This is a genomic window from Sphingomonas faeni, from assembly GCF_023195535.1.
GTDB lineage: Bacteria > Pseudomonadota > Alphaproteobacteria > Sphingomonadales > Sphingomonadaceae > Sphingomonas > Sphingomonas faeni_B.
Genome location: NZ_JALPNF010000001.1, coordinates 197,283 through 223,918 on the forward strand (window position 1 = coordinate 197,283; position 26,636 = coordinate 223,918).

General features: G+C 65.8%; 17 protein-coding genes and 1 tRNA gene. 8 read left to right on the forward strand and 10 right to left on the reverse strand.

Going from position 1 to position 26,636, the window contains the following annotated elements:
- Window positions 1–75 precede the first annotated feature (75 nt).
- From SPHN_RS00800 to SPHN_RS00835, 8 genes are all read left to right on the forward strand, one after another.
- Window positions 76–1,626 (forward strand): aldehyde dehydrogenase (NADP(+)), encoded by a 1,551-nt coding sequence (locus tag SPHN_RS00800; RefSeq protein WP_248520587.1) that lies wholly within the window; start codon window positions 76–78, stop codon window positions 1,624–1,626.
- Window positions 1,627–1,682: 56 nt separating this feature from the next.
- Window positions 1,683–2,675: an AraD1 family protein gene (gene araD1, locus SPHN_RS00805; RefSeq protein ID WP_248520588.1), complete on the forward strand. Its 993-nt coding sequence runs from the start codon at window positions 1,683–1,685 to the stop codon at window positions 2,673–2,675.
- Window positions 2,676–2,677: 2 nt separating this feature from the next.
- Window positions 2,678–3,604 (forward strand): Gfo/Idh/MocA family protein, encoded by a 927-nt coding sequence (locus SPHN_RS00810; RefSeq protein WP_248520589.1) that lies wholly within the window; start codon window positions 2,678–2,680, stop codon window positions 3,602–3,604.
- Window positions 3,605–3,611: 7 nt separating this feature from the next.
- Window positions 3,612–5,186 (forward strand): alpha-N-arabinofuranosidase, encoded by a 1,575-nt coding sequence (locus tag SPHN_RS00815; protein ID WP_248521435.1) that lies wholly within the window; start codon window positions 3,612–3,614, stop codon window positions 5,184–5,186.
- Window positions 5,187–5,237: 51 nt separating this feature from the next.
- Window positions 5,238–6,275: an arabinan endo-1,5-alpha-L-arabinosidase gene (locus tag SPHN_RS00820; protein ID WP_248520590.1), complete on the forward strand. Its 1,038-nt coding sequence runs from the start codon at window positions 5,238–5,240 to the stop codon at window positions 6,273–6,275.
- A 2-nt stretch (window positions 6,276–6,277) separates the two neighbouring features.
- Window positions 6,278–7,720 (forward strand): family 43 glycosylhydrolase, encoded by a 1,443-nt coding sequence (locus SPHN_RS00825; RefSeq protein WP_248520591.1) that lies wholly within the window; start codon window positions 6,278–6,280, stop codon window positions 7,718–7,720.
- A 2-nt stretch (window positions 7,721–7,722) separates the two neighbouring features.
- Window positions 7,723–9,072 carry a glycoside hydrolase family 27 protein gene (locus tag SPHN_RS00830; protein WP_248520592.1) on the forward strand — a complete coding sequence of 450 codons (1,350 nt, stop codon included), beginning with the start codon at window positions 7,723–7,725 and terminating at the stop codon, window positions 9,070–9,072.
- A 132-nt stretch (window positions 9,073–9,204) separates the two neighbouring features.
- A complete protein-coding gene (locus tag SPHN_RS00835) occupies window positions 9,205–12,051 on the forward strand; it encodes a TonB-dependent receptor (RefSeq protein WP_248520593.1) in 2,847 nt (948 codons plus the stop codon).
- Window positions 12,052–12,167: 116 nt separating this feature from the next.
- On the opposite strand, the gene SPHN_RS00840 is transcribed toward SPHN_RS00835, so the two are convergent.
- The 10 genes from SPHN_RS00840 to SPHN_RS00885 all read right to left on the reverse strand — a co-directional run bounded on the left by SPHN_RS00840 (window position 12,168) and on the right by SPHN_RS00885 (window position 26,507).
- Window positions 12,168–13,421, reverse strand: coding sequence for a DUF2254 domain-containing protein (locus tag SPHN_RS00840; RefSeq protein WP_248520594.1), 1,254 nt, complete (start codon window positions 13,419–13,421; stop codon window positions 12,168–12,170).
- A 174-nt stretch (window positions 13,422–13,595) separates the two neighbouring features.
- A complete protein-coding gene (locus SPHN_RS00845; RefSeq protein WP_248520595.1) occupies window positions 13,596–15,071 on the reverse strand; it encodes a TolC family protein in 1,476 nt (491 codons plus the stop codon).
- Window positions 15,068–16,150 (reverse strand): efflux RND transporter periplasmic adaptor subunit, encoded by a 1,083-nt coding sequence (locus SPHN_RS00850; RefSeq protein WP_248520596.1) that lies wholly within the window; start codon window positions 16,148–16,150, stop codon window positions 15,068–15,070. The genes SPHN_RS00845 and SPHN_RS00850 overlap by 4 nt, the downstream gene beginning before the upstream one ends.
- Window positions 16,134–17,831 (reverse strand): ABC transporter transmembrane domain-containing protein, encoded by a 1,698-nt coding sequence (locus SPHN_RS00855; RefSeq protein ID WP_248521437.1) that lies wholly within the window; start codon window positions 17,829–17,831, stop codon window positions 16,134–16,136. Before SPHN_RS00855 ends, SPHN_RS00850 begins: the two co-directional genes overlap by 17 nt.
- A gap of 88 nt (window positions 17,832–17,919) precedes the next feature.
- Window positions 17,920–18,855, reverse strand: coding sequence for a hydrogen peroxide-inducible genes activator (locus tag SPHN_RS00860; protein ID WP_248520597.1), 936 nt, complete (start codon window positions 18,853–18,855; stop codon window positions 17,920–17,922).
- 163 nt (window positions 18,856–19,018) lie between these two features.
- A tRNA-Glu gene (locus SPHN_RS00865) sits at window positions 19,019–19,093 on the reverse strand.
- 83 nt (window positions 19,094–19,176) lie between these two features.
- On the reverse strand, window positions 19,177–20,550 hold the full coding sequence (locus tag SPHN_RS00870; protein ID WP_248520598.1) for a class II 3-deoxy-7-phosphoheptulonate synthase: 1,374 nt from the start codon (window positions 20,548–20,550) through the stop codon (window positions 19,177–19,179).
- Between the two features lie 428 nt (window positions 20,551–20,978).
- Window positions 20,979–21,917 carry a D-2-hydroxyacid dehydrogenase gene (locus tag SPHN_RS00875; RefSeq protein ID WP_248520599.1) on the reverse strand — a complete coding sequence of 313 codons (939 nt, stop codon included), beginning with the start codon at window positions 21,915–21,917 and terminating at the stop codon, window positions 20,979–20,981.
- A gap of 91 nt (window positions 21,918–22,008) precedes the next feature.
- Window positions 22,009–25,599 (reverse strand): ABC transporter permease/M1 family aminopeptidase, encoded by a 3,591-nt coding sequence (locus tag SPHN_RS00880; protein ID WP_248520600.1) that lies wholly within the window; start codon window positions 25,597–25,599, stop codon window positions 22,009–22,011.
- Window positions 25,599–26,507 (reverse strand): ABC transporter ATP-binding protein, encoded by a 909-nt coding sequence (locus SPHN_RS00885; RefSeq protein ID WP_248520601.1) that lies wholly within the window; start codon window positions 26,505–26,507, stop codon window positions 25,599–25,601. Before SPHN_RS00885 ends, SPHN_RS00880 begins: the two co-directional genes overlap by 1 nt.
- Window positions 26,508–26,636 lie beyond the last annotated feature (129 nt).

A 26,636-nucleotide genomic window follows, 5' to 3' on the forward strand; every position in this document is an offset into this window, starting at 1 on the left:
CTGCGCGATCAAGGAACGACAAAGATTGCCAAAGCCCGGCGCCGCTTATATGTCGGAGTATAGGGAGTGGATACTATGTCAGACACAAGCACGAGCCAGACCGAGCGTTCGGCGTTTCGATCCATCGATGCCGCTACCGGCCTTGCGGTGGGTAATCCGATCGCGGTCCATGGTCCAGCCGAGGTCGAGGCCGCCTGCGTTGCCGCCGACACCGCCTTCGATGCGTATCGCGCGACCGGCAACGACGCGCGGGCCGATTTCCTCGAGCGGATCGGCGACGAGATCGTCGCGCTCGGCGACGACCTGATCGTCACCGCGATGCGCGAAAGCGGCCTGCCGCGCGCGCGGCTCGAGGGCGAGCGCGGTCGCACCGTCGGCCAGTTGAAGCTGTTCGCGGGCGTCGTCCGTCGCGGCGGCTGGATGGGGCTGCGGATCGACCCCGCGCTCCCCGATCGCGCACCGCTGCCGCGTCCCGATCTGCGGCTGCGGATGATCCCGCTCGGCCCGGTCGCGGTGTTCGGCGCGAGCAATTTCCCGCTCGCCTTCTCGACCGCCGGTGGCGACACCGCATCGGCGCTGGCTGCCGGTTGCCCGGTCGTCGTCAAGGGTCACCCGGCGCATCCCGCGACCGGCGCGATGGTCGCCGGCGCGATCGATGCCGCGGTTGCCGCCTGTGGATTGCCGAAGGGCGTGTTCTCGCATCTGGTCGGTCCCGGCAACGATCTCGGCAGCGCGCTGGTGCAGGATCCGCGCATCGCCGCGGTCGGCTTCACCGGATCGCGGGCAGGCGGCCTGGCGCTCGTCAAGCTGGCACAGGCCCGCGAAGTCCCGATCCCCGTCTACGCCGAGATGTCGAGCATCAACCCGGTCGTGCTGCTGCCCGAAGCCCTGAAGGCGCGCGGCGCGGCTCTCGGGACGGCGTTCGTCGGGTCGCTGACGATGGGTGCGGGGCAGTTCTGCACAAATCCCGGTCTCGTGCTCGCGGTTGAAGGCGAGGGGCTCGATGCGTTCGTGTCCGCTGCGGCAACGGCATTGCCCGAGGCTCCTTCCGCGACGATGCTCACCAGCGGCATCCATGCCGCCTACGAGCAGGGCATCGCCGCACTTGCCGGCCACGACGCGGTGAACGAGATCGCGCGCGGCAAGGTCGGCGAAGGCGTCGCGCAGGGGCAGGCGGCGTTCTTCGAAACGACCGCCGCGCAGTTCCTGAGCGACAAGGCGCTGGGGCATGAAGTGTTCGGTGCGTCGTCGTTGCTGGTGCGCTGCACGAGCGAGGACGAGCTTCACGCCGTGCTGCGCGCTGCGGAGGGTCAGTTGACCGCGACGATCCAGATGGATGCGGGCGATGCCGACATGGCGTCGCGGCTGATCCCGCTGCTCGAGCGCAAGGCCGGGCGGATCCTCGCGAACGGCTGGCCTACCGGTGTCGAGGTCGCGCATGCGATGGTGCATGGCGGTCCGTTCCCGGCGACCTCGGACGGCCGCACGACCTCGGTCGGCAGCCTCGCGATCGACCGGTTCCTGCGGCCGGTGTCGTACCAGAATCTGCTGCCCGAACTGCTGCCGGAAGTGCTGCGTGACGGCACGACGGCGCCGCGGCTGATCGACGGCGTTCCCGCCAACTAATCGAAATATCGGGGGGGCGAACCGTAACAGCGGCGTCCCGACTAGGAGAGAGACTGATGACTTTGCGCCTGTTGCAGCATGTTGGCGTCGACGGCACGCGATCGGTGATCGCGGCCACTCATGAGGGGGCGGCGTTCGTTACCGGCGTAGACAGCGTCCGCGCGCTGGCCGAACGCGCGATCGAAGCCGGCACCGATCTCGCCGGGGCGGTTTCGGCCTGCGGAGCGGGCGACAGCGTCGATATCGCCGCCGAACTCGCCGCGGGCCGCCTGACCTCGCCGATCGATCATGTCGATCCCGCGCACCTGATCATGACCGGCACCGGCCTGACGCATCTCGGCTCGGCCGAGGGCCGCGACAAGATGCACCGCGCCGCCGCGGATGCCGAGAAGCAGACCGATTCGATGCGGATGTTCCTCGAAGGCGTCGAGGGCGGCAAGCCTGCCGCGGGGACGCGCGGGCAGCAGCCCGAATGGTTCTACAAGGGCGATGGCTCGGGTCTCGTCGCACCCGGTGCTGCGCTGACGATGCCCGACTTCGCCGAGGATGGCGGCGAGGAGCCCGAGCTTGCCGGGATCTACCTGATCGGTCCCGACGGCACGCCGTTCCGCCTGGGCCTCTGCCTCGCCAACGAGTTCAGCGACCACGTCACCGAACGCCACAATTACCTGTGGCTCGCGCATTCGAAGCTGCGCCAGGCGTCGCTCGGGCCCGAACTGCTGGTCGGCACGCCGCCCGAGCATATCGAGGGTGCGAGCCGCATTCACCGCGACGGCGCATTGCTGTGGGAAAAGCCGTTCCTGTCGGGCGAGGCGAACATGTCGCACAGCATCGCCAACCTCGAGGCGCATCATTTCAAATATGATCTGTTCCGCCGTCCGGGCGACGTGCACGTCCATTTCTTCGGCACCGCGACGCTGTCGTTCGCCGATGGCGTGACGACGCGCGAAGGCGACGTGTTCGAGATCGAGGCCGCACCGTTCACGCTGCCGTTGCGCAACACGCTGACCAAGGCCGCACCGCAGCCCGTCGTCGTGAAGGCACTCTGAGCATGGCCGCTATCAAGATCGCCGTCGTCGGAATGGGCAAGATCGCGCGCGACCAGCATCTCCCCTCGATCGCCGGTAATCCAGACTTCGAGTTCGTCGCCAGCGTCAGCCCGCGCGATCCGGGCGTCGAGGGTGTCGCCAACTTCAAGTCGCTGGAGTCGCTCCTCGCCGATGGCCCGGCGATCGACGCGATCGCGCTCTGCACCCCGCCGCAGGTGCGCTACGAGCTGGCGTCGATGGCGCTCGCCAAGCGCGTGCACGTCTTCCTCGAAAAGCCGCCCGGCGCGACGCTCGCCGAAGTCGATGCGCTCGAAGCCCAGGCTGCCGAGACGGGAACGACGCTGTTCGCCGGCTGGCATTCGCGGTTCGCTGCCGGTGTCGCGCCGGCCAAGGCGTGGCTCGCCGACCGGCAGATCCAGCGCGTGTCGATCGTCTGGCGCGAGGATGTCCGCGTCTGGCATCCGGGGCAGGCGTGGATCTGGGAGCCGGGTGGGCTCGGCGTGTTCGATCCGGGGATCAACGCGCTGTCGATCGCGACCGAGATCCTGCCGCAGCCCTTCTTCCTGACCGCCGCGACGCTGTCGACGCCCGCCAACCGCGCCGCGCCCATTGCTGCCGACCTGACCTTCCGCAGTGCCGCGGGCACGCCGATCACGATGGATCTCGACTGGCGCCAGACCGGTCCGCAGAGCTGGGACATCACCGTCGAGACCGATGCCGGCACGCTCAGCCTCGCCAAGGGCGGCGCGGTGCTCACTTTGCCGAGCGGCACGGTTCATAACGACGACGAGGAATATCCCGGCCTCTACACCCGCTTCGCCGCGCTGATCCGCGGTGGCCGAAGCGAAGTCGACACGACCCCGTTCACACTCGTCGCCGACGCATTCCTGCGCGGCACCCGCAAATCCGTGGAGGCTTTCGATGATTGAGGCAAAAATGACCCGCACGCTGAAGGGCCTCGCCGCCGCGCTCCTGCTGTCGACCGCCGGCATCGGCGCCGCACAGACCGACGCGCCCGGCACCGCGCCCACTTCGGCTGGGGCGACCGTGACGGTCCACGCCGACACGCCCGGCCCGACCTATGATCGCCGCATCTTCACGCAGTTCGCAGAGCATCTCGGCACCGGCATCTATGGCGGGCTCTGGGTCGGCGAAAAGTCGAAGATCCCCAACGTCCGCGGCTTCCGCACCGACGTCGTCACCGCGCTGCGCGGCATCGGCGTGCCGGTCGTGCGCTGGCCCGGCGGCTGCTTCGCCGACGAATATCACTGGCGCGAGGGGATCGGTCCCAAGGCCAAGCGCCCGGTCAAGATCAACACGCATTGGGGCGGCGTGACCGAGCCCAACACGGTCGGCACGCACGAGTTCATGGACCTCGCCGGACAGCTCGGCGCCGAGGCCTATATCGCCGGCAACGTCGGCAACGGCACGCCGCAGGAAATGGCGGAATGGGTCGAATACATGACCTCGCCCTCGGGAACGCTGGCCGACGAACGCGCCAAGAACGGCCACAAGGCGCCGTGGACCGTCCCGTATTTCGGCGTCGGCAACGAGCTGTGGGGCTGTGGCGGCAACATGCGCGCGGAATATGCCGCCGACGTGACGCGGCGCTACGCCACCTTCATCAAGGCGCCCAAGGACACGCGCGTGATGAAGATCGCGAGCGGCGCCAACGTCGACGACTATCACTGGACCGAGACGATGGCGCGCGAGCTGGTCGGCAAGGTCGATGCGCTGTCGCTGCATTACTACACCGTCCCCGGCGGCTGGCCGCCCCGCGCGTCGGCGACCGTGTTCGACGAGCGTGGCTGGGCCGAGACGCTGTCCGAGACGCTGCGGATGGACGAGCTGATCACCAAGCATTCGGCGATCATGGACAAGGTCGATCCGAAGAAGACGATGTGGCTCGCGGTCGACGAATGGGGCACGTGGTATGCCGGCGATCCGGGCACCAACCCCGGTTTCCTGCGCCAGCAGAACACGCTGCGCGACGCGCTGGTGACGGCGATCAACCTCAACATCTTCGCCAAGCATGCCGACCGCGTGAAGATGACCGCGATCGCGCAGATGGTGAACGTGCTGCAGGCGATGATCCTGACCGACGGCAGCAAGATGGTGCTGACGCCGACCTATCACGTGTTCGCGATGTACAAGCCGTACATGGACGGCACGGTGCTGCCGATCGACATCAAGTCGCCCTGGTACAACAAGGACCAGTGGACGATGCCATCGGTCAGCGCCTCGGCAGTACGCGGCAAGGACGGCGTGGTGCGGATCGCGCTCTCGAACCTCGATCCGAACAAGCCGACGAGTGTCTCCGCGGCGCTGCCGGGCGTGACCGCGCAAACCGTCACCGGGCAGGTGCTGACCGCACCGACGATGACCGCGCTCAACACGTTCGAGGCGCCCAATGCGGTCGCACCGACGGCGTTCAACGGTGCCAGCCTCAGCGGCGGCACCTTGTCGGTGACGCTGCCGCCGATGTCGGTGGTGATGCTCGAACTGAAATGACCGTGACGCCCGCCGGAGCAACCGGCGGGCGCACAGACCGGGAGAGAGACGATGGCCGCACCGAGATGGGCGACCGGACTGATCGCGCTTACGCTCGCGACGAGCGTGACGGCGCAAACCGCGGAGGCACCGCCGACACGCGGGGCACTCAACGCCAGCCTGACGGGAGACATCGCGCCGGTGCATGATCCGGTGATGATCCGCGCGGGGAACACCTATTACGTCTACGGCACCGGGCTCGACGGCCAGATGCTGAGCGCCCGGACGTCGCCCGATCTGGTCCACTGGACCGCGGGCACGCCGCCGCTGTCGCGCCTGCCCGACTGGGCGACCAAGGCGGTGCCGGGGACCAAGGGGATGTGGGCGCCCGACATTTCGCGCGGCACCGATGGTCGCTACCGGCTCTATTACTCGGTCTCGACGTTCGGCTCGAACCGCTCGGCGATCGGCCTTGCGACCAGCCCGACGCTCGATCCCAAGGCACCCGGCTATGGCTGGCGCGACGAGGGGCTGGTGGTGATGTCCACGGCCAAGGACGATTTCAACGCGATCGATCCCAACCACGTCGTCGATGCGCAGGGCCGCGAATGGCTGTCGCTCGGCAGCTTCTGGACCGGCATCAAGCTGTTCGCGCTGAACCCCAAGACCGGCAAGCTTCTCGATCCGGCCGCGAAACCATACGCGATCGCCCGCCGTCCCGCACCCGCCGGCGGCCCCGCGCCGGTCGAGGCGCCGTTCATCATCGGCCATGGTGGCTATTACTGGCTGCTCGCGAGCTACGACTATTGCTGCAAGGGCGTGAACAGCACCTATTACACCGTCGTCGGCCGATCGAAGGCGATCACCGGACCGTATCTCGGCAAGGACGGCAGCGCGATGATGCAGGGCTGGGGCACGATCTTCCTGCGTGCCGATCTTCAGGAGCAGCAGCGCTTTCGCGGGCCCGGCCATCCCGGCGTGATGCACGACACCGACGGCAAGGATTACGTCGTCTACCACGCGTACGACCGGACCAAGAATGGCGCGCCGACACTGCGGATCGCGCCGATAAACTGGGGCGCCGATGGCTGGCCCGTAGCGGAGTATTGACGATGACGGATCTGAACCGCCGCCTGTTCCTCGCCGGCGCCACCGCGGCATCGGCCAGCGGCGCGATCGCGCGACTGCCCGGTGGCACCCCCGCTGCGGCTCCGGTGCCGAGCAACCCCGTCGTCCGTCAGCGCGCGGATGCGCAGGTGTTCCGCCACACCGACGGCTATTACTACCTGACCGGGTCGGTGCCCGAATACGACCGGCTGGTGCTGCGGCGTTCGCGCACGCTCGCCGGGCTGACCACCGCGCGCGAGCAGATCCTCTGGCGCCACCTCGCCAGCGGCCCGCTGTCGGGCTTCATCTGGGCGCCCGAGCTGCACCTGATCGACGGCCGCTGGATCATGTATTTCGCGGCCGGCCCGAGCGGCGGCGGCGAGGACGTGTTCCGCATCCGCACCTATGCGCTGGTCGCCGACGGCCCCGATCCGATGACCGCGCGCTGGTCGGTGCTGGGCCAGCTCAAGACGCCGTGGGACAGCTTCAATCTCGATTCGACCTCGTTCGTCCACCGCGGCACGCGCTATCTGTGCTGGGCGCAGCGCGAGCCGGGGATCGAGACCAACAGCAACCTGTATCTCGCGCCGCTCGCCACGCCGATCACGCTCGCCCAGCCGCCGATCCGGATCGCGGTGCCGACGCTCGACTGGGAAATCCAGGGCTACAAGGTCGCCGAGGCACCGTCGCTGCTGGCACGCAACGGCAAGCTGTTCATCACCTATTCGGCGAGCGCGACCGACGCGCGATACTGCCTCGGCCTGCTCACCGCAGACGCCAATGCGGACATCATGAAGGCGGACTCCTGGACGAAATCGCCCAAGCCGGTGTTCGTCTCGTCGTCGATGACGGGCGTCTATGGTCCCGGCCACAATAGCTTCACGGTCGACGAACAGGGTCGCGACGTGCTGGTCTATCACGGCCGCGACTATGCCGCGATCAAGGGCGATCCGCTGTTGGATCCGAACCGCCACACCCGGATGCAGCGGCTGTATTACACCGCCGACGGCACGCCCGATTTCGGCATTCCGGTCGGCAACGGACCGGTGCCCGACCGGTTCTCGCCGGCCAGCGACAAGGGCGCGTTCCTGCGTCACGACGGCGACAGCGTCTCGGTCGGGCGCGGCGACATTCCCTCCAGCCAGTTCCGGCAGATGCCGGGGCTCGCGGGCAGGGGCAGCGTCTCGCTCGTGCCGATCGATGCGCCCGATCGCTATCTGGTCGCACAAGCCGACGGACGGATCGGTCTCGCCACGAAGGATGCGAGCCGCGCCTTTGCGGAACGTGCGAGCTTCCTGCCGCAGCCGGGCCTGAGCACCGCAAAGGGCGTGACCTTCGCCGCGCTCGGCAAACCCGGCATGGTCCTGCGTCATACCGCGGGCGGCGTGGCGTTGGGGACCGCGACGCACCCCGCCGACCGTGCCTCCGCCACGTTCCTGGTGAGCTGAGCATGACGCTGTCGCTCGACCGCCGCACGCTCCTCACCGGCACCTTGGCGGCCACCGCGATCGGCGTCGCAGGTCCGGCGCGTGCGAAGGACGCACCGCGCCTGCTCGCGCCGACCCCGCCGATGGGCTGGAACAGCTGGAACAGTTTCGCGACGACGATCACCGAGGCGCAGGCGATCGAGACCGCGACGATCATGGCGGAAAAGCTGCTGCCGTCGGGCTATGATATCTTCACCGTCGATATCCAATGGTACGAGCCGGGGGCAAGCAGCTACACTTACGCGACCAAGCCCAAGCCGGTGATGGACGATTATGGCCGGTTGCTGCCCGCGCCGAACCGATTCCCGTCGAGCGCCGGCGGCAAGGGCTTTCGCCCGCTTGCCGACCGCGTCCACGCGCTCGGCCTGCGGTTCGGCATCCACCTGATGCGCGGCATTCCGCGGCTCGCGGTGGAGCGCAACCTGCCGGTGTTCGGGACCAAATACCGCGCCCGCGACATCGCCGACACCACCAGCATCTGTGCCTGGAACCCGGACATGTACGGCGTCGACATGCGAAAGCCCGGCGCGCAGGCCTATTACGACAGCGTGTTCGCGCTCTACGCATCCTGGGGCGTCGACCTGGTCAAGATGGACGACATGAGCCGTCCCTATGACGCGCACGCACCGGAGATCGAGGGCGCGCATGCCGCGATCGTCGCGACCGGGCGCCCGATCATCCTCAGCCTCTCACCGGGGGAAACGCCGGTCCCCCGCGCCGATCACGTCCGCCGTTTCGCGCAGATGTGGCGGATCAGCGACGATTTCTGGGACGAATGGCCGCTGCTCGAAGCGCAGTTCACCCGGCTGGAGAACTGGAACGCGCACCGCGTGCCCGGCGGCTGGCCCGACGCGGACATGCTGCCGCTCGGTCGCCTTGCGCTGGGCGCGCGCGATACCAAGTTCACGCCCGACGAACAGCGCACGCTGATGACCCTCTGGTCGATCGCGCGCTCGCCGCTGATCATGGGCGGCGACCTCCGCCATCTCGACCGCGCGACGCTCGACCTGCTGACCAATCCCGAGGTCATCGCGGTCAACCAGGCGAGCTACGACAACCAGCCGCACTTCGTCGCCGATGGCATTCGGGTCTGGTCGGCGCGCGTGCCGGGATCGAAGGACCGCTATCTCGCGCTCTTTAACACAGACAAAAGCGAGCGTTCCGTGCAGCTTCGTCTCGACGTGATCGCCCTCAACGGGCCGGTCGGCGTCCGTGATCTCTGGGCACGGCGCGATCTGGCGCGGGCCTCTGGTACGCTGACGAAGAGCCTGCCGTCACATGGTGCGGCGCTATATCGGCTCACGCCTGGCTGACCAATCTGCAAGACCTATCAGGCAAATTGTTTGGCAAATTAACGCTTGCGTCGATGACTAGGTTCTCATACCTAATGTCCGAGTAATACCGGCTGCGAATAAGGTCGGATGGACATGCCAGGGAGAGGCCAAATGGCGATGAAATCGTTGATTCTGTGTTCCGCATCGATCGCAGCCCTGATGCTGGGCGCGCCCGTCAACGCGCAGGCCGTGCCGACCACGCCGCAGGATCAGGCCGATCAGCCTGTGACCGACCAGCCTGCAAGCGGTGACGACATCGTCGTCACCGGCGTCCGCGCCTCGATCGTCGGCGCGCTAAACGTCCGCAAGAATTCGATCCAGATCGTCGACTCGATCGTCTCGGAAGACGTCGGCAAGCTGCCCGACAACAACGTCGTCGAGGCGCTCCAGCGCGTCACCGGCATTCAGGTCACCGACCGCGCCGGCGGCGAAGCGGCGACGATCACCATCCGCGGTCTGACCGATCCGTTGACGACGCTCAACGGGCGCAACATCTTCACCGCAGCCGGCACGTCCTTCGCGCTGCAGGATATCTCCGCGAACCTCGTCAAGCAGGTGGACGTCTACAAGACCCGCTCGGCCGACCAGCTGGAAACGGGTCTGGCCGGGCAGATCGACGTGCAGACCCGGCGCCCGCTCGATTTCGACGGCTTCACGATATCGGGCCTCGCCCGCGGGCTCTATTCGGAACTCGCCGACAAGGTGAACCCCAACGCCGCGTTGCTGATCAGCGACCGTTGGGAAACCGGCATCGGCGATATCGGTCTGCTCGTGAACGGCAGCTACACGCGCGCCGAATTCCGCAACCAGAATTTGCAGGCCGGCGCGATCGTGCCGTTCGCCACGGAAAACCCGACCGCGGGTTCGGGCCTCGCCCCGCTGGAACGCATCTTCCCGGGTGACAGGAACCAGAACTGGACGCCGGGGCTGGATGCTGGCCTGCCGACCGCGCCGGGCTCCACGCTCAACATCAACGGCGTCGATACGCCATATTATCTGTCGAGGGACGCGGTCATCGCGTCCGATCTCTACGGCAAGCGGGACCGTCGCGCGGTCAATGCCGCGCTGCAATGGGCGCCCAACGACCGTTCGGTCTACACGGCGGAAGTCTTCTACACCGGCTTCAAGGGCAAGACGTTCAACAGCCTGAACTTCAGCTTCGTCGACTGGTGGGGCGACCTGCCGGCCAATCCGGGGTCGAGCTTCGAATTGTTCGACGGGACAAACATCATCAAGTCGCGTCAGGCCGGATCGGTCGCGGGGTTCAACAGCGGCGACACGGCCACCAGCAAGACCGACAGCTATGTCTATGCATTGAACGCCAAGTGGGACGTCGCCGACCGCGGCAAGATCTCGGCCGACCTCACATATCAGGACAGCAAGAACGAGACCTCGTTCTTCGCCATCCGCACCGATCGCGGGCCGCTCGACATCGACGTGGACTTCAACGCGGGCGGTGGGCTGCCGTCCTACAGCTTCGGCAATCAGGCCGTGCTGACCGACGCGACGGCCTGGACGATCGGCAACCTGTTCGACAGCGGTACCAAGAATACCGGCAGCGCGCTGACGATGATGCTCGACGGCGAATATTCATGGGACGACGGCTTCCTGCGCCGCATCAAGTCGGGCTTCCGCTTCGACGACCGCAAGGCCGACACTTTCGTGCGCGACCAGGGCGCGGGGGGGCTGGGCACCACGCTGGCGGCCTTCGGTGAAGGCCAGCCCTTCACCAACAGCGGCTTCTTCGGCGGTCGGGCGGACATTCCCACGAGCTGGGTGCAGGCGGATCCCCGCACGATGGACCGGGATGCCGTCCGCACCCTGTATCGCGCCGTGGCGCCCGGCCTGTTGCTCTCCGATCAGCTGAGCTTCGGCCAGGTGTTCGGCATCTCGGAAACGAACCTGGCCGCCTATGCCCTTGCCGATGGCGAGGTCAGCATCTTCGGGCGTCCGCTGCAGCTTCAGGCCGGCGTGCGCTATGTGGCGATCGACACCGATTATGACTATTTCGATCGCGGTGCGAACTTTGCCCGGACGAGCGTGTCGAACGGTTCGGAAAAGTGGCTGCCTTCGTTCACCGCGCGCTATGCGCTCACGGACAATCTGCGCATCCGCTTCAACTATGGCGAAACGCTCCGGCGTCCCAGCTTCGGCGATCTGAACCCCAATCCCGTGCTAACTGGCGACCTGTCGCGCATCGGCTTCGGTTCGGGCACGTCGGGCACCGCAAACCTCACGCCGACCCATTCGAAGAACATCGATCTGGCGGTCGAGTGGTATTTCGAGCGCAACAGTGCGATCTATGTGACCGCCTTCCGTCGTGAAATCGACGGGCTGGTCGTGCCGCTTACGGTGCGTGAATCGATCCCGAACAACTACCTGCCGCGCAACGAGACCTATACCGAATCGTTCAACATCACCCGTCCGGTGAACGCGTCGGACGGCGTGCTGAAGGGCGTCGAACTGGGCCTGACCTATTTTCCGACCTACCTGCCCGGTCCTCTGAACGGGCTCGGGGTCACCGGCAGCGCCACGATCCTGGATTCCGAACAGACCATCCCGCTCACCAACGCGGCCGGCGAGATCACGGGATCGACGAAGTCGGCGTTCTTCGGCGTATCGAAACTGTCGTACAATGCGACGCTGGCCTACGATACCGGGCCGATCGGCGCGCGTCTGTCGTACGTCTGGCGCAAGGGCTTCCTGCAGAGCAACGAAGCCCGGTCGTTCGCCAATCCGATCGGCTTCTGGCGCGCCCCGGAAAAGAGCCTGGACTTCCAGCTGACCTTGAACGTGAACAAGGATATCGGCCTGACCTTCGACGCGGTGAACCTGACCAAGGCCAAGCAGCAGAACTATTACAAGTTCGGCGACGTCGGTAACCCCGAGCAGTTCAACTCCAGTACGCTGCTCATCGACCGCACCTTCGCCATCGGTGCGCGCTACACGTTCAAGTAACCCGGGCATCCCGGAGGAGCGCATTTGCCGCGCGCTGCAAATGCGCTCCTCGTTTCAGGCGAGCCGGTCCGCCGCATATTCCGGTTGCGCTCGCCGCGGTCGTCGGCGGCGCCCGGCTATTCCGCCCGGCTATCCCAAGCGGTACGATGCGCAGCCTCGAACGCGGCGAGATCGCCGGGGTCGTCCATCATCCGGCGGGCACGCTCCAGGGCGTTATCGGCCAGTGCGCGGATATCGCGTCGGGCGGCGGGCAGCGCCGCGTGGAGCGAAGCGAGCGTGACGGCCAGCCGGATCGCGACTTCGGCCGCCTGGCTTCCGTCGCGCAGGATCGGACGGAAGGCATCGGTCAGCATCTCCTCGACGGTCGGGCGCGTCAGATAGACCGGCGGCAGCTCGTCGATTGCCACCGCTTCGGGCCGTTCGGCTGGCAGGTTGAGCAGCACCCGCAGCAACGCGTTGAGCACCTCTATCGCGGTACCGGGATCGTTGATTGCGGGCGACAAGGCCCGGCTCGCAATCTCCGACAGCGCGATCAACCCGAGCCGCGGGTCCTGGTCGAACGAGCGATGGCGCTCGATCGTGAAGGCACGCAGCGCCAGCGTCCGCAGCGCGTCGTCCACGGCGCCTTCGATCCGCATCAAATCGCGGTGCGGGTGGATCATTGCCCCAGGCCGTACGACGACATGGATGACGATACCCCGCTCGGTCGCGATCGCGCCCAGCGCGGCGACGTCGACATGCGTGACATAGCCGGTCGCGGTGCCGCGGATCGACCGTGCCCCGGCCGGTACCGCGATCGCGGGACGCCCGCCCAGATAGGGATTCGCGGCGAAGTCCGTCATCGCTTCGGCCGCCGCGTTCTCGACCCGGTCGATGACGTCGGACATCCGGCCGAACGCGGTGATGTGCGCAATCCAGCGCAACAGCGTGACGACCACCCATACGACGATCAGGACGGTCGCGCCGAACAGGATGATCCGGCCCTCGCTGCCATAGGCATGCGTCTGTAGGCCGATGATCCCGACGATCGAGAATACGAAGGCGCCGAGGAACGTCGACAGGGCGTTCTGCGAGGTGGGGTCGTTGATCAGCAGCTGCGTCGCGCGCGGCGTCGCCAGTTGCGTTGCCGACGAATAGGCGCTGACCATCGCCGTCAGCGAGAAGGTCGTCACCGCCAGCATGCTCGACGCCATGATCTGCAGGATCGTGCCGACCGCGTCCTGGCCCAGCTCGGCGCCTAACGCATAGGGGAGATAGGGCACGATCGCACCCGAAAGGATCGCCAGCACCACGCTCAGCAAGCTGATGATGGCGGCGCGAAACCAGATCTTGCGGACGATCCGGCGCAGGATCCACGACCATTTCTTCATCTCTATTCCCTGATCGAACCATGGCGCGTTCGCAAGGAAACGGTTGCTGGCAAGGAACCGCCCAAAACACGGTCGCATGCCGCGGATAGCTGTCTGACGATCGCCCCGAATCATCGGTGTAATGGCTCACGATGCAGGTCGCCATAGCGTGTGTGGTCTTCGCGGCAGTAGCGGTCAGTCCAGCTGCAAGGCTCTTCGGTCGGCCGTCGCCGCGGCAAGTTCGGCGCGCGCCGATGCGATCCGCGCTTGCGCGTCGATCACGCGCACCCGCGCATCGGTTGCGGTCTCCTCGCGTTGATTAACGAGGAAGAAGTCTCCCGATCCCAGTTCGAAGCGCCGCCGTTCGGCTACCGCCAGGCGATCGGCCAGCCGGCGTTCCTCCTCCGCTATCGTCGCCAGCCGTTCGGTCGCATCGACCGCGATGACGATCCCGTCGACTTCAACGGCGATCTGATCGCGCAGGAAGCGGCTGCGCTGCCCGAGCGCATCGATCTCGGCGCGTGCCTCGGCGACACGCCCCTTGGCCGCGCGGTTCTGCAGCGGCACGCTGAAGCGAAACCCGACCGCGGCTTCGAGCGGCGTACGGTTCGGTCCACCCAGACCGACCGCGCCGATATCCTTCCCGACGTCACCGCGCAGGTCGAGCCGCGGCGAAAGATCGTTCTCGGCGAGCATCAGCCGTGCGGTCGACTGGTCGATCTTGGTCAGGATCGCGCGATAGTCCGGTCGCGCGACAGGCGCCTTGATCGGGGTCGTCGGCGCCAGACCTGCCAGCGGCGTCGCGTCGGGCGGCAGCCGGTCGGCCGACACCAGCAGCGGTGCACCCGCGTCGTCGCGCAGATACAGCGACAGCGAGTTGGCGGCACTCGCGATATCCTGCTCCGCGCGGACGACTAGTGCGCGCCGTCGGACCAGATTCTGGTCGTTCTCGGTCAGCAGGATTTCGGGCCGCGCGCCCAGCGTGACCAGGCGACCGATGGCGCCGCGACGACGTTCTGCAAGGTCCAGCAGTTCGCGATAGGCACGCAGTCGCAATCCGGCCGCGACCCAGGCCTGATACGCGTCGACCGCGCGGCGCTGCACGCCGATCGCAACCATCTCGCCCTCGAACCGCGCGACGTCGATATCCGCCCCGGCCACGGTGCGGCGCGTGCGCCGCTCGTCGATGACCCGGTCGCGGAGCAGCGCGAACAACGCACCGACCTTCGCCTCGCCGGCCCGGTTGGTATAGGCCTGGTCCTGGTAGACGGGAAAGCTGCCCCGCGACGCGCGGTAATTGCCGTAGAGATAGCCGCCATTGCCGGTCAGCGGCCGCGTCGCGCGGCCTTCGATGACGGTTCCGTCGTAATAGCCCGCGACCCGCGACTTGGCATCGACGTCGAACACCGTGTCGAACGCCCCTTCGGCCGACAGCGAGCGGCCTTCGGCCTGGCGAACGCGTGCGAGCGCTTCGACGATCTGCGGTGCGGACCGTGCGGACGACCGCAGAACCTCGTCGAGCGTGAGCGGTCTGACCTCGACCGAAGGTGGGGTTTGAGGGTTCGACAGCGCCTCGGAAGGGGCGGCGGGGGAGAGGGCGGGGGCGGGGGGAGCAGCCGCGGCGGTGAGGGGGGACAGGACGACGAGCGTGCCTAGAAGGACGCGGATCATTTCTTCGCTCCTTCGTCTTCGCTTGGCTTCGACATCGACGCCTTCTGATCGTCCTTGGCGGGCGCCGTCGGGCGGCGGCGGCCGAACTCGAGCGGGAAGTCGTTGAGTTGACGCCAGAGTTCGTAGCCGACGAGCACCGTCTCGCCCTGCACCCAGCCGCGTACCTTGCCGCCGGGCCGGGCGAACTCGCGGGCGGGCCAGGCCGGTTTGCCCGGTTGCGGCTCGACGAGGATGCGGAACAGCCCGTCGACCGCGGCATTGGGGTCGATCGTGCGGACGCGGCCATCGAACATGCCTTGTGCGACCGATGGCCACCCGCTGAACTGGATAGCGGGCCAGCCTTCGAATTCCAGTCGAACCGGTCGACCGGTCCGGAGCAGGGGCACGTCGCGTCCGTCGATGAACAGCTCGACCGCGCGCTCGACCCGTTCCGGGGCGATGACGGCCAGTACCGTCCCCGGCGAGACCATCGCCCCCCCGGTTGCGGCGTTGAGCTGCTGGACCCGGCCTTCGCGGGGCGCCCGCACCATTTGCACGGACTGGCGGTTGAGTTGGATGTCGATCCGGTTGAGTTTCGCCCGTGCTTCCGCAAGTTTTGCGCCGGCGTCCGCGACCTTGATCTGCGTCTGCTCATAGTCACGCCGGGCGGCCAGCCCTTCGGCAAACAACTGCGCGGTGCGCGACACGTCGATACCGGCGACCGCCCGGCTTTGCTGGATGGCCGCGATCTCCGCCTGCACCTGGGCACGTTCGGCGGCGAGGCGGGACAGCAGGTCGGGATCGAGATCCACGACCCGCGCGATCGGATCGCCCTTGGCGACGTGCTGGCCATCATGGACGTACCAGCGCTCGACGCGACCGGGCACGAACGCGGTCACCTGCTGCTGCCGATCGTCGGGATCGAGCGCGACAACTTGGCCTGTGCCGCTCGCGGTCTGCACCCAGGGGACCAGCGCCATGATCGCGCCCGCTGTCGCAACGCCGATCAGCAGCAACCAGGCAAGCGTCGCTGCCACGCGGGGTGGCCGCATCTTGGCCAAGGTAGAGAAATGCGCGGGGCGATCAGGCGTGTACGACATCGGTCCCCTCCTTTCGCGTGGCAGCGATCAGCGCGTCGCAGGTGTCGAACCGCCGCTGTCGGCGCAGGTCGAGCTGGAACCAGCCATCGAGGCTGATGTCCTCGGGTCTGCCGGTACACAGCAGAACGGTCGTCTGCGCTGCCTTCAACGCGCGCAGTGCCCTCGCAAGCCGGTCCGCGGGCACGAGATCGAACAACTGCGACAGCACCAGTACCCGCGGGCGTACGAGCAGTGCCTTTGCCAGCTTCAACGCGATGACCTCGGCGATCGACAGGGGATAGCCGGACGCCGCGAGCGGTGTATCGAGACCGAGCGGCAACCGCGCAACGGTATCGCGCAAGCCGACCATGGTCAGCGCATCGAGCACCGCCGTCGGAATGGAGTCGTCATTGGCCAGGGTGAGATATTCGCGGATCGTGACCTCGACGATCGAGGGGCGGTCGAGCACCATGATCTCGGACCGCAATCGATACATGTCGAACGTCGCCATGTCCGCACCCCCGACGGTGATCAGGCCGCGCTCGGGAATGAGGTGGCGCCGCAGCACCATCGCCAGCAACCGCTCCGCGCCGCCATTGGGCAGGGTGACGAGCTGTTCGCCCGCCGCCACGGCAAAGTCGAAGCAGGCGTCCTCGATCTCGACGCCTGCGAGCTGTACGGCACCGTCGGCGGGTCCTGCGCTCGCCTTGGATACCGCCGGTTCCTGGCGGATCGCGTACAGCAGCGACAATTCCTCGGCGCTCGCGATCAGGTCGTACAACGTGTCCAGATACCAGCCGAGTTGCGACACGCCGTAGAAGACGCCGCTCAGGATCAGTTCGGCCGCGACCAATTGCCCGATCGACAGCTCGCCGCGCAAAATGAGGTTGCCGCCCAGCGCCAGCAGCGCCGCGCTGGCAAATGCGTAGAGGAGCAGGAACGCGACGGTCTGCGTGAAGGTGTAGCGGAAATAGCGGCGGTGCTTCTCGACATAGGTCGCGGTGACCGCTTCGGAACGGTCCATCGCGAAATCGAGATGACGGCTGGATTTGTAGAAGCCGTTCGACGCGCCGACGCTCTCCAGCCACCGCGCGGCGTCGTGCTTGGCGTGGCTGAGCGCGACCGCGGACCGGATCGACCCCCGCGACCAGATCAGCCAGATCGCCAGGACGAGCACGACCAGCAGCGCGTTGAAGGCCAGGAAGAAGGGATGGTAGAAACTGGTGACGACGAGCCCGACCACGGATTGCAGCAGGATCGTGAAGCCGCCGATGATCAAGCTCGGCACCGCCTTCTGCACCACGACGAGATCGAAATAGCGGTTGAACAGGTCGCCACGGTTCTGATCGGCAAAGAACGGATTTTGCGCGTGTATCGCACGTGTAGTAACCTCAGACACCACCCGCGCGAAAACATGCCGCTCGAACAAGGCCATGATCCAGAACCGCATCGCGCTGAGGCCGGCCACGAACAGCAGCAACAGCAATAGCAATCCCGCCAGCGTCCAGAGCGGCGCCGGTAACGCCGTGTTGGCAACATTGTTGATAAGAAGCTGGACCGAGATAGGAGTCGCTAGCGACAACAGGCTGATCGCGATACCGTACACCGCTGCCAGACGGATGTACGGGATGTCTGGCCCTACGACCTGATCCAGCCATTCGCTTGCCTGGCGCCATCCAGTCCGTTCGCCTGCCACATGCATCATCCATCGTCGTTAGAACGATATGCACGCTCGGGTATCGATGCTATTGGCACAAGATAGTGTGAGCTATAACATTGATAGGGTTTTCCTATGGGCCGACGACGCGAAGCATTTCCGCTATCAGACGATACGCGGGTGCCCGCCCCGCACCGCTACGCCATAACAGCCCTATTTCACGGTAATAGCGACCACCCTTGATCGGTCGGACGATCACGTCGTCGCCATCTCGCACCTCCTGACGGACATATAGTTCGGGCAACAACGCAAGCCCCATTCCCATGCCGGCCATCTGGCGAATGGCATCCAGACTCGTACCTTCATAATCGTTCAGCATGATCCCACCGACATCTGCAGCGATCGCCGCGACTTGTTCGGCAAGCCTGTATTCGGGCACCAATGTCAGCAGATTCTGACCTTGCAGATCGCCTGGTTCGATCGCGTGCTTCGTCGAGAGGGGATGATCGGTTGCCATCGCCAGCCACAAGGCTTCGCGGAACAGGCGTTCGGTGTGAAAGGCGCGTCCTGCGACTGGGAGCTGGAGCAGGATCAGGTCATGGTCGCCCGCGGCAAGCCCGCTTGTCAGCGTGGCAGGCAGCCCTTCGCGAATGTGCACGCGCAATGTCGGATGCTCGCGGTGCAGGCGCGCCACGAGGCTCGGCAGAAGATACGCGCCCAGCGTCGGCGACACCCCCAGCCGGATCGTTCCGACGAGCGCATCCGCGGAAGCAGCACGGATTTCCTCCATATCTGTCAGTTCGAACAGGATACGTTTTGCCCGCTCCAACGCCTCTCGACCAAGCGGAGTAAGGATCGCGGGTCCACCCCGCTCGAACAGCGGAGCACCGATCACGAGTTCCAGACCGCGTATCTGCTGCGACAGCGACGGCTGGGATATCCCCATGCGCTCTGCCGCGCGGGTAAAGCTGCCGGTCTCGGCAAGCGCGACGAAGTAGCTGAGTTGACGGGTGGTGGTGCGGGGGCGGTGCATGCCGCAGGCTACCGCGTCGCCGGTACGCCGTCGCACTCTAATTCTTAGTTTGGGGATCTTCGGATGGTTCGATCCTACCGCATCACAGCGCGTCGCTGCAGGGTTTCTCTTCCGCTATTCGGCCGTCGTCCCAGATGGCCACGTTTCGGCACCGGCAAAGGATGACTTTGCCGCTAGCCTCTATCACACAAATAATGGCTGGTGACCCCTACGAGAATCGAACTCGTGCTTACGCCGTGAGAGGGCGTCGTCCTAACCGCTAGACGAAGGGGCCGTTAGCAGATGCGGGCGTCTACGGAATGGGTCGGTAGCCGTCAAGACGGTCACCGACAATTCTTGCGACGCCCGCGCATTTTATTAGGCGGCGACCTTCTTCCGCTCGGCCATTTCCTCGTTGAGCATTTCGGCCAGCAGGAACGCGAGCTCCAGGCTCTGGCTGGCGTTGAGGCGCGGGTCGCAGTGCGTGTGGTAGCGATCGGCAAGCGATTGCTCGGTCACGTCGACCGCGCCGCCGGTGCATTCGGTCACGTTCTGGCCGGTCATTTCGGCATGGATGCCGCCGGCGTGCGTACCCTCCGCGCGGTGGACCGCGAAGAAGCCGCGGACCTCGGCGAGGATGCGGTCGAACGGACGCGTCTTGTAGCCATTGGCGGCCTTGACGACGTTGCCGTGCATCGGGTCGCAGCTCCAGACCACCGGATGGCCTTCGCGGGTGACGGCGCGGACGAGGCGGGGCAGGTTCGCCTCGATCTTGTCATAGCCGTAGCGCGTGATCAGCGTCATCCGGCCGGGTACGCGGCCGGGATTGAGCGTGTCGAGCATGCGGAGTAGCGCGTCTGGTTCGAGGCTTGGTCCACATTTGATGCCGATCGGGTTGCAGATGCCGCGGAGGTATTCGACATGCGAAGACCCCTCGAACCGCGTGCGATCGCCGATCCACAGGAAATGTGCGCTCGTGTCGTACCAGTCGCCGGTCAGCGAATCCTGCCGGGTCAGCGCCTGCTCGTACTGGAGCAGAAGCGCCTCGTGGCTGGTGTAGAAATGCGTCTGCGCGAGCTGCGGCACGGTCTCGGGATCGATCCCGCAGGCGGCCATGAACTCCAATGCCTCGCCGATCCGGTCCGCGGTCTCGGCATATTTCTTCGACCACGGGCTGCGGCCCATGAAGTCGTGCGTCCAGCGGTGGACCTGGTGGAGGTTCGCGTAGCCGCCCTGCGCGAACGCGCGCAGCAGGTTGAGTGTCGCGGCGGACTGCGAATAGGCGCGGATCATGCGCTGCGGATCGGGCGCGCGTGCCTCGGCGGTGAAGGCGATGTCGTTGACGTTGTCGCCACGGTAGGATGGCAGCTCGACGCCGCCGATCGTCTCGGTGTCGGTCGAGCGCGGCTTGGCGAACTGCCCGGCCATGCGGCCGAGCTTCACGACCGGGAGCTTCGACGCGAAGGTCAGGACGACGGCCATCTGAAGGATGACGCGGAAGGTGTCGCGGATATTGTTCGCGCTATGCTCGGCGAACGATTCGGCGCAGTCGCCGCCCTGAAGCAGGAACGCCTTGCCGGCCGCGACCTCGGCGAGGCTGGCGGTCAGGTTGCGCGCTTCGCCGGCGAAGACCAGCGGCGGGAAGGTCGCGAGCTGATCGGTCGCCGCGGTCAGCGCTGCGGCATCGGGATAGGTGGGGAGCTGCCGTGCTTCGTGACGCGTCCAGCTGTCGGGGGCCCAGTTCGCGGCCATATCATGTCGTCCGGATGGTGAATTGTGCGGCTGGCCATGCGCGAAAACGCCTTTTCGCGCAATGAAGTAAAGCTTGTAGCCGTTCTACCTTAGACATTCTCGGCACCGGCGTAGCACTGGCCCAGCGACCCGCAACGACCAATGCGGAACGACCACCGCGGTCTGGCGATACAGTCGGCGTGGCATCCTTCGTCATAATCGGACAAATTAGATATGGCGTGGGGGCTGCCCTTTTGGCATTAGCCCAAGATGGATATGCCGTTACGCTTAATAGTCGCGTTTTCAATTATCGCCGCCAGCGTCGTGGTCGGTGTACCTGTTCTCGTGATGCTCGCTCGTCGCCGCCAGGCAGACAAACTGCGGCGGCGTGGTATCAAAAGTTATAACCGCACACCCCGCGCCTCATCGGTCGGACCATCGTCGAGCGATCAATAGCCTTCGCTCAGATCGGCTACGTTCCTCATCGGCGCACCCGACAAAAACGCGTCGAGATTTTGCAGAAACAGCGTCGCCCCGCGCTTGAACATCGTCGTCTGGCTCCGGCCGGACAGGTGCATGGTGACGATCGCGTTCGGTGCCGACCATAAGGGATGATCGGCGGGCAGCGGTTCGGGATGGGTCGGATCGAGAAACGCGCCGGCGATCGATCCATCCGCAAGCGCCGAGCACAATGCCGCGTCATCGATCATCTCGCCGCGTGCGATGTTGATCAACCATGCCGAGTTCTTCATGCTCTCAAGCTCGGCCTTGCCGATCATAGCCTGAGTCGCGCCGGTCGACGGGGCCGCAAGAACGACCCAGTCGAACGTGCCGAGCTGGCCGCGCCAGGCGTCCGCTGTCGTCGTACCGTCGCGACCGGTCCGCGTGACGCCGATGACGTCGACGCCGAACGCGGCAAGGCGATCGCCGATCAACCTGCCGATCGTGCCATAGCCGATGATCAGTGCCTTCGTGCCGTCGAGTTCGACCTTGCCCGGCGCATCCTTGAGCCATTCATGGCGGTCGTGCGCGCGCAAGACCGTATCGAACCGCTTGGCCGCGACCAACACGCCCATCACCGCGTATTCCGCAACGGTTACCGCATTGATGCCGGCACCGTTCGTCAGGGTAACGCCGTTGGTCTTGAGAAAGTCGAGCGGGAAGGCGTCCAGTCCCGCATAGATCGTCGAAACCCATTTCAAGCGCGGTCCGGCAGCACGGATCGCTTCGGTCACGAGGTGGGTCGGCTGCATGTCGACCCAGGCGATGTCGGCATCGGCGATCATCGCGTTGGCCTCGGCGGGCGTCGAAAACCACGCGACATCGAGCGCGGGGGGAAGATGCGGTTCGAGGAGCGGGCGGGCGGCGGCGGGTAGAACGGCTTTCATAGGTCAAACATCGGCCCGCGACGCGCCCTGTCAAGCACTGCGCGCAACGGCGGCGCGCGATCACACCGCGCGCGGAGCATCTGTCGGGCGGTCACCCGCCCGTCACCGCGGCGACATTGTCGTCGCCGTTGCGGTCGACGTAGAGATTATAGGGGTCGACCCCCGCAAAGGCTGGCTTGCGTTTCGTGATGATGCGGATCGCCTGTTCGCCGGAGCGGACCTGACGACGTTCCTTCAATATGACGTCGTTGGCGGCGAAGCTGCCAAGGCCCGGGCGCTGGTCGAAGACACCGACGTCGATCGTGTCGTCGAGCCGCGCCGGCTTCTCGGCGCCGACGCCATTGGCGTAGAATTTCGCAGCTTCGATCGTCAAAACGGTCTCGTACAGTCCGTCGGACCGCTTGCGCGTCACCGCCGCCTTGGTCTTGAGATCATACACGGTGATCCGGTCGAGGAGATCCAGCACGAGTTCCGTTTCGGCCGGGGTCCGTGCCAGCGAGAGGAAGCCGTCGACCAGATCGAGCGAGCGCGGATACGGCTTGCCCTTGAACCGGTAGCGCGCGAGCAACCCGCGGAGCATCGTGTTCACCCGAGCCTCGCCGAGCCGATCCTGGAGCAGATACATCACCAGCGAGCCCTTGCGGTAATGGATATAGCCCTGGTTCTCGACCCGATCGAGCGGGACTTCCTCGACGACTTCGCCGCCCCGCGAGCGGAGATAGCTGTCGAGCTCGTACTTCAGGAACCGGCGTATCTTGTCGTCGCCATATTGGTGTTTCATCACCATCAGCGCCGAATATTGCGCCATCGTCTCGATCAGCATCGAGCCGCCTTGCATGTCGGCGCTGATCAACTGATGGCCCCAATATTGATGGCCGAGTTCATGCGCCGTGACGTAGCTGATATAGTCGATCTTGGTAGGATCACGGTTGTCGGCGATGAAGCCGATCCGTTCGGAATAGGGGATCGTGCCAGCGAACGCCTGTGCGTAGCTCGCATAGCCCGGATATTCGAGGATGCGGGCATAGTCGAACTGATAGGGTCCGAAATTGGCGCGGTAATAGCGCAGCGATCGCTGCATCGCATCGAGCATGCGGTCGACGTTGAAGGCATGCTGCGGGTCGTAGAATACGGTCAATGCGGTAGCGTCGGCGATCCGGGTCTTTTGCGCGTAGGCAGCGGACTGGACCGAGAAGAAGGCGAGGATCGGGACGGTCGAGACGAACCGCGCGGTGCGACGACCATCGACGACGCTATCGGAGACTTTTCGCCCGGGGGCGACCGGCACCTGGCCCGCCAGCGTCGAGATGGTGATATCGGACCGGACCCATGGTGCATTGTCGAGCAGGTTGCGATCCTGCGCGCTTCGGTCTTCAAGCTTGGCGGGACGAAGCTCTGGGGACAATCCGTATTTCCGACGCTTGGACCGGTCCTGGAGAAGACCGTCCTTGCTCATGCCGAGTTGCGGGGAGAATTCGGCGTTCTGGAGAAATGTCCCGTTGCCGACCACGCGGATGTCGTCGCCGTTCGCGACAAGCCCGCGTTGCCAGCGGGTCGCGTGGAACGTCAACGTCCCACGAGCGCCGGGCGCCAGCGGCGTCGCGAACCGATAGATCCGGTATTGTAAATCGGCATCGTTCATCACCAGCGTCGCACCGGGAATGGCGACCGCGCCCAGCCGCGTCTTCTCGTCGCGCAGGCGGACGTGGAGGTCGTGGACCGGCGCGCCGGTATCGTTGACGAACGCATAGGTGCCATCGGCCTCCAGTCGGCGCTGGTCGGGATAGAGCGCGACATCGAGTCTGATATCGGTGACCGAGGGCTGCTTGACGCCGAAATAGCGCAGATACTTCTTTTCGTACGCCGCCTGCCGAGCCTCTCCGTCCTCGGTGGTGCGATAGGTGCCGATGACGTCCATCTGGTGATAGAGAAAGGCGCCGGTCGCGACCGCGACGAGCAGCGCGCCGGCGAGAACGACGCCCGGCGTGCCGAGCAAGCGGCGCGGCATCTGCGCCAGTCGAACACGAAGCCGCGTCTCGGTCCCGCGTCGCCACAGCAGGTGTGCGAAAACGCACAGACCGACCGCGATCGAGCCCCAATAGAGTCGCAGCCACCAAGCACGCGGGCCACCGATCTCGGCACCGTTCATATCGGACAGCTGGACCGCCCCGGTGCTACCGTAATCGTAGAGCGGATGTTCGAACCCGAGGTTCGCCAGCGTGATGGTCGCGACCAGATAGACGACCATGATCGCCCAGCCGATATATTTGTTCGGGCTGAGCGCCTGGACGAGCACCGCCAGCACCGCGAGGATCACTGCGTTTACGGTCATCGGCAGCACCCACCAGGCGAAATATTCGCCGAGCGCGAGCGTCATTTGGCCTTGGGCGAGCTGGACGATGCAGGCGGTGACGACCGCCACGACGGAGGTCGCGAACAGCACGCCGGTGATCGCCAGGATCTTGGGCACCAGATACGCCCAGTTGGGCAGCGATGTCGCGTCGACGATCTCGTGCATCCCGCGCTCGCGGTCGCGCCAGACGAGCTCGCCCGAATAGTAGATCGCGATGATGATCGGGATGATACTGAACGCGCCCTCCAAGGCCCCGATGACCGCGAAGGTCAGCGGGCGGATCGCGGTGCCGTACATCTCGTTGGACGACAGCAGCGCGGCGAGTGCGTTGAAGATGCCGATCAGCATGAGCACGAGGAACGCCGGGCTGCGGAATACCAGCGCCATCTCGAACCGGCAGCGTTCGCGCAGGCGCGTCCACGCGGCGGCATCCGGGCGTGCGGGGGGCAGGCGGTCGACCAACATCGGCGGGGTCGCGGCGAGCTTCGCGGTGGTGCGTCGTTGCTTGCGCAGCGCGCGTTTCGAGACGCCGCGCTCGGCGAACGAAAAGCGCGCATAGGCGATGCCGATCGCAACGAAGCCGATCAGGATCGCGAACAGCCGGTTCCACACGAGTATGCCGGCGAAGGGCGGCAGCCCGGCATTCGCCTCGCTGGCGGTGAAATAGCGCGTCGTGGTGCCGAACGCGCCAAGCCCGAACGGTTCGAGATAGCTGCCGACCACGCGCCATTCCGGCTTCGCGCGCAGCACCGCGTTGATCGCGAGGTACAGGACCAGGAAGACGATGACGCCGAGATAGCTGTACATCATTGACCGCGTGATCGTCGCGACGGCGAAGAAGATCGCCGACGTCATGAACACGCTCGGCAGCGCCAGCAGGAAATAGGCGTAGGCATAGTCGCCAAGATGGTTCGGCCCGAGCCGCTCGGCATCGACCCACGGCATCAGCGACCCGAGCCAGATCGCCAGCGGGATCGCCGCGAACGCCACCGCCGCGGCGCCGAATGCGCCGAGAAAGCGTGCTGTCAGGTAATCGAACTTGGAGACGCGGGTCGATCGCACCATCGGTCCGAACCCGCTCTCGTCATCGCGGACGATCACGTTGGCGACGAACGCGGTCGTCACGAACATGAAGAAGAGCGACATGATCAGATGGACCTGCGCGATCGCGACCGGGGCGTTCTTGTGGATGTTCGCGCCGCTGCCGATCTGAATCTGCTCGATCGTCATCGATCCGAAGCTCAGCAGGAAGAACAGGATCGCCACGGTCCAGAAGACCGGATTGCGGAGCTGATAGCGTAGTTCGAAGCGGGCGATTTGACCGAACATCAGGCGGCGACGCTCTGCGCGGGCGCCGCGGAAGGATTGCGGCGCGACCGGGCCAAGGTCGAGAAATAAACGTCCTCCAGACCGCCATGCGCTGCTGCAAAGCCGTCGCCGGGATCGTCGGTCGACAGGATGTGGATGATCGTCCGCCCGGCAAACAGGCGCGTCGATATGACTTCGTAGCGTCGCTTCGCCTCGTCGAGCTCGTCGCGACCGATCGTCTTCGCCCATACATGGCCGCGGGTCCGCTGGATGAGGTCGAGGGGAGCACCTTCGAGCTGTATCCGGCCCGCGGCCAGCACGGCCATCCGGGGGCACAGATCGGCGACGTCCTCGACGATGTGGGTCGACAGGATGACCACGACGTTCTCGCCGATCTCTGCGAGGAGGTTGAGGAAGCGGTTGCGTTCCTCCGGGTCAAGGCCTGCGGTCGGCTCGTCGACGATGATCAGCGCGGGGTTGCCGATCAGCGCCTGCGCGATGCCGAACCGCTGGCGCATGCCGCCCGAAAAACCCGCGATCGCCTTTTTGCGGACCGACCACAAATTGGTCTGGTTGAGCAGCGTCTCGACCGTCTCCTTACGCTCGCGCGCCGAGGCGATCCCTTTCAGGACCGCCATGTGATCGAGCATGTCATAGGCCGAGACCCGCGGGTACACGCCGAAATCCTGCGGGAGATAGCCCAGCGTCTCGCGCAGCGTCTCCGGATGGGCGATCACGTCGATGTCGCCGAATCGAATCGCGCCGGCGGTCGGGGTCTGCAACGTCGCCACCGTCCGCATCAGCGTCGACTTGCCTGCGCCGTTCGGCCCGAGCAGCCCGAACATGCCGTTGGGAATACTGAGGGTTACGTCGTCGAGCGCGCGCGTACCATTGGCATAGACGTGCGAGACATTGATCAGGTCGAGCATGGAACCCCCGTTCGTTTCGGAGGGCAGCGTATCAAGTGTATTGCCAATGTAAAGCAGTACCACGTCGGCGCGCGCGCTTATCGTCGTGATCGCACCGAAACGGCGCGGTGTCCGCCTGGGGCCGCGGTG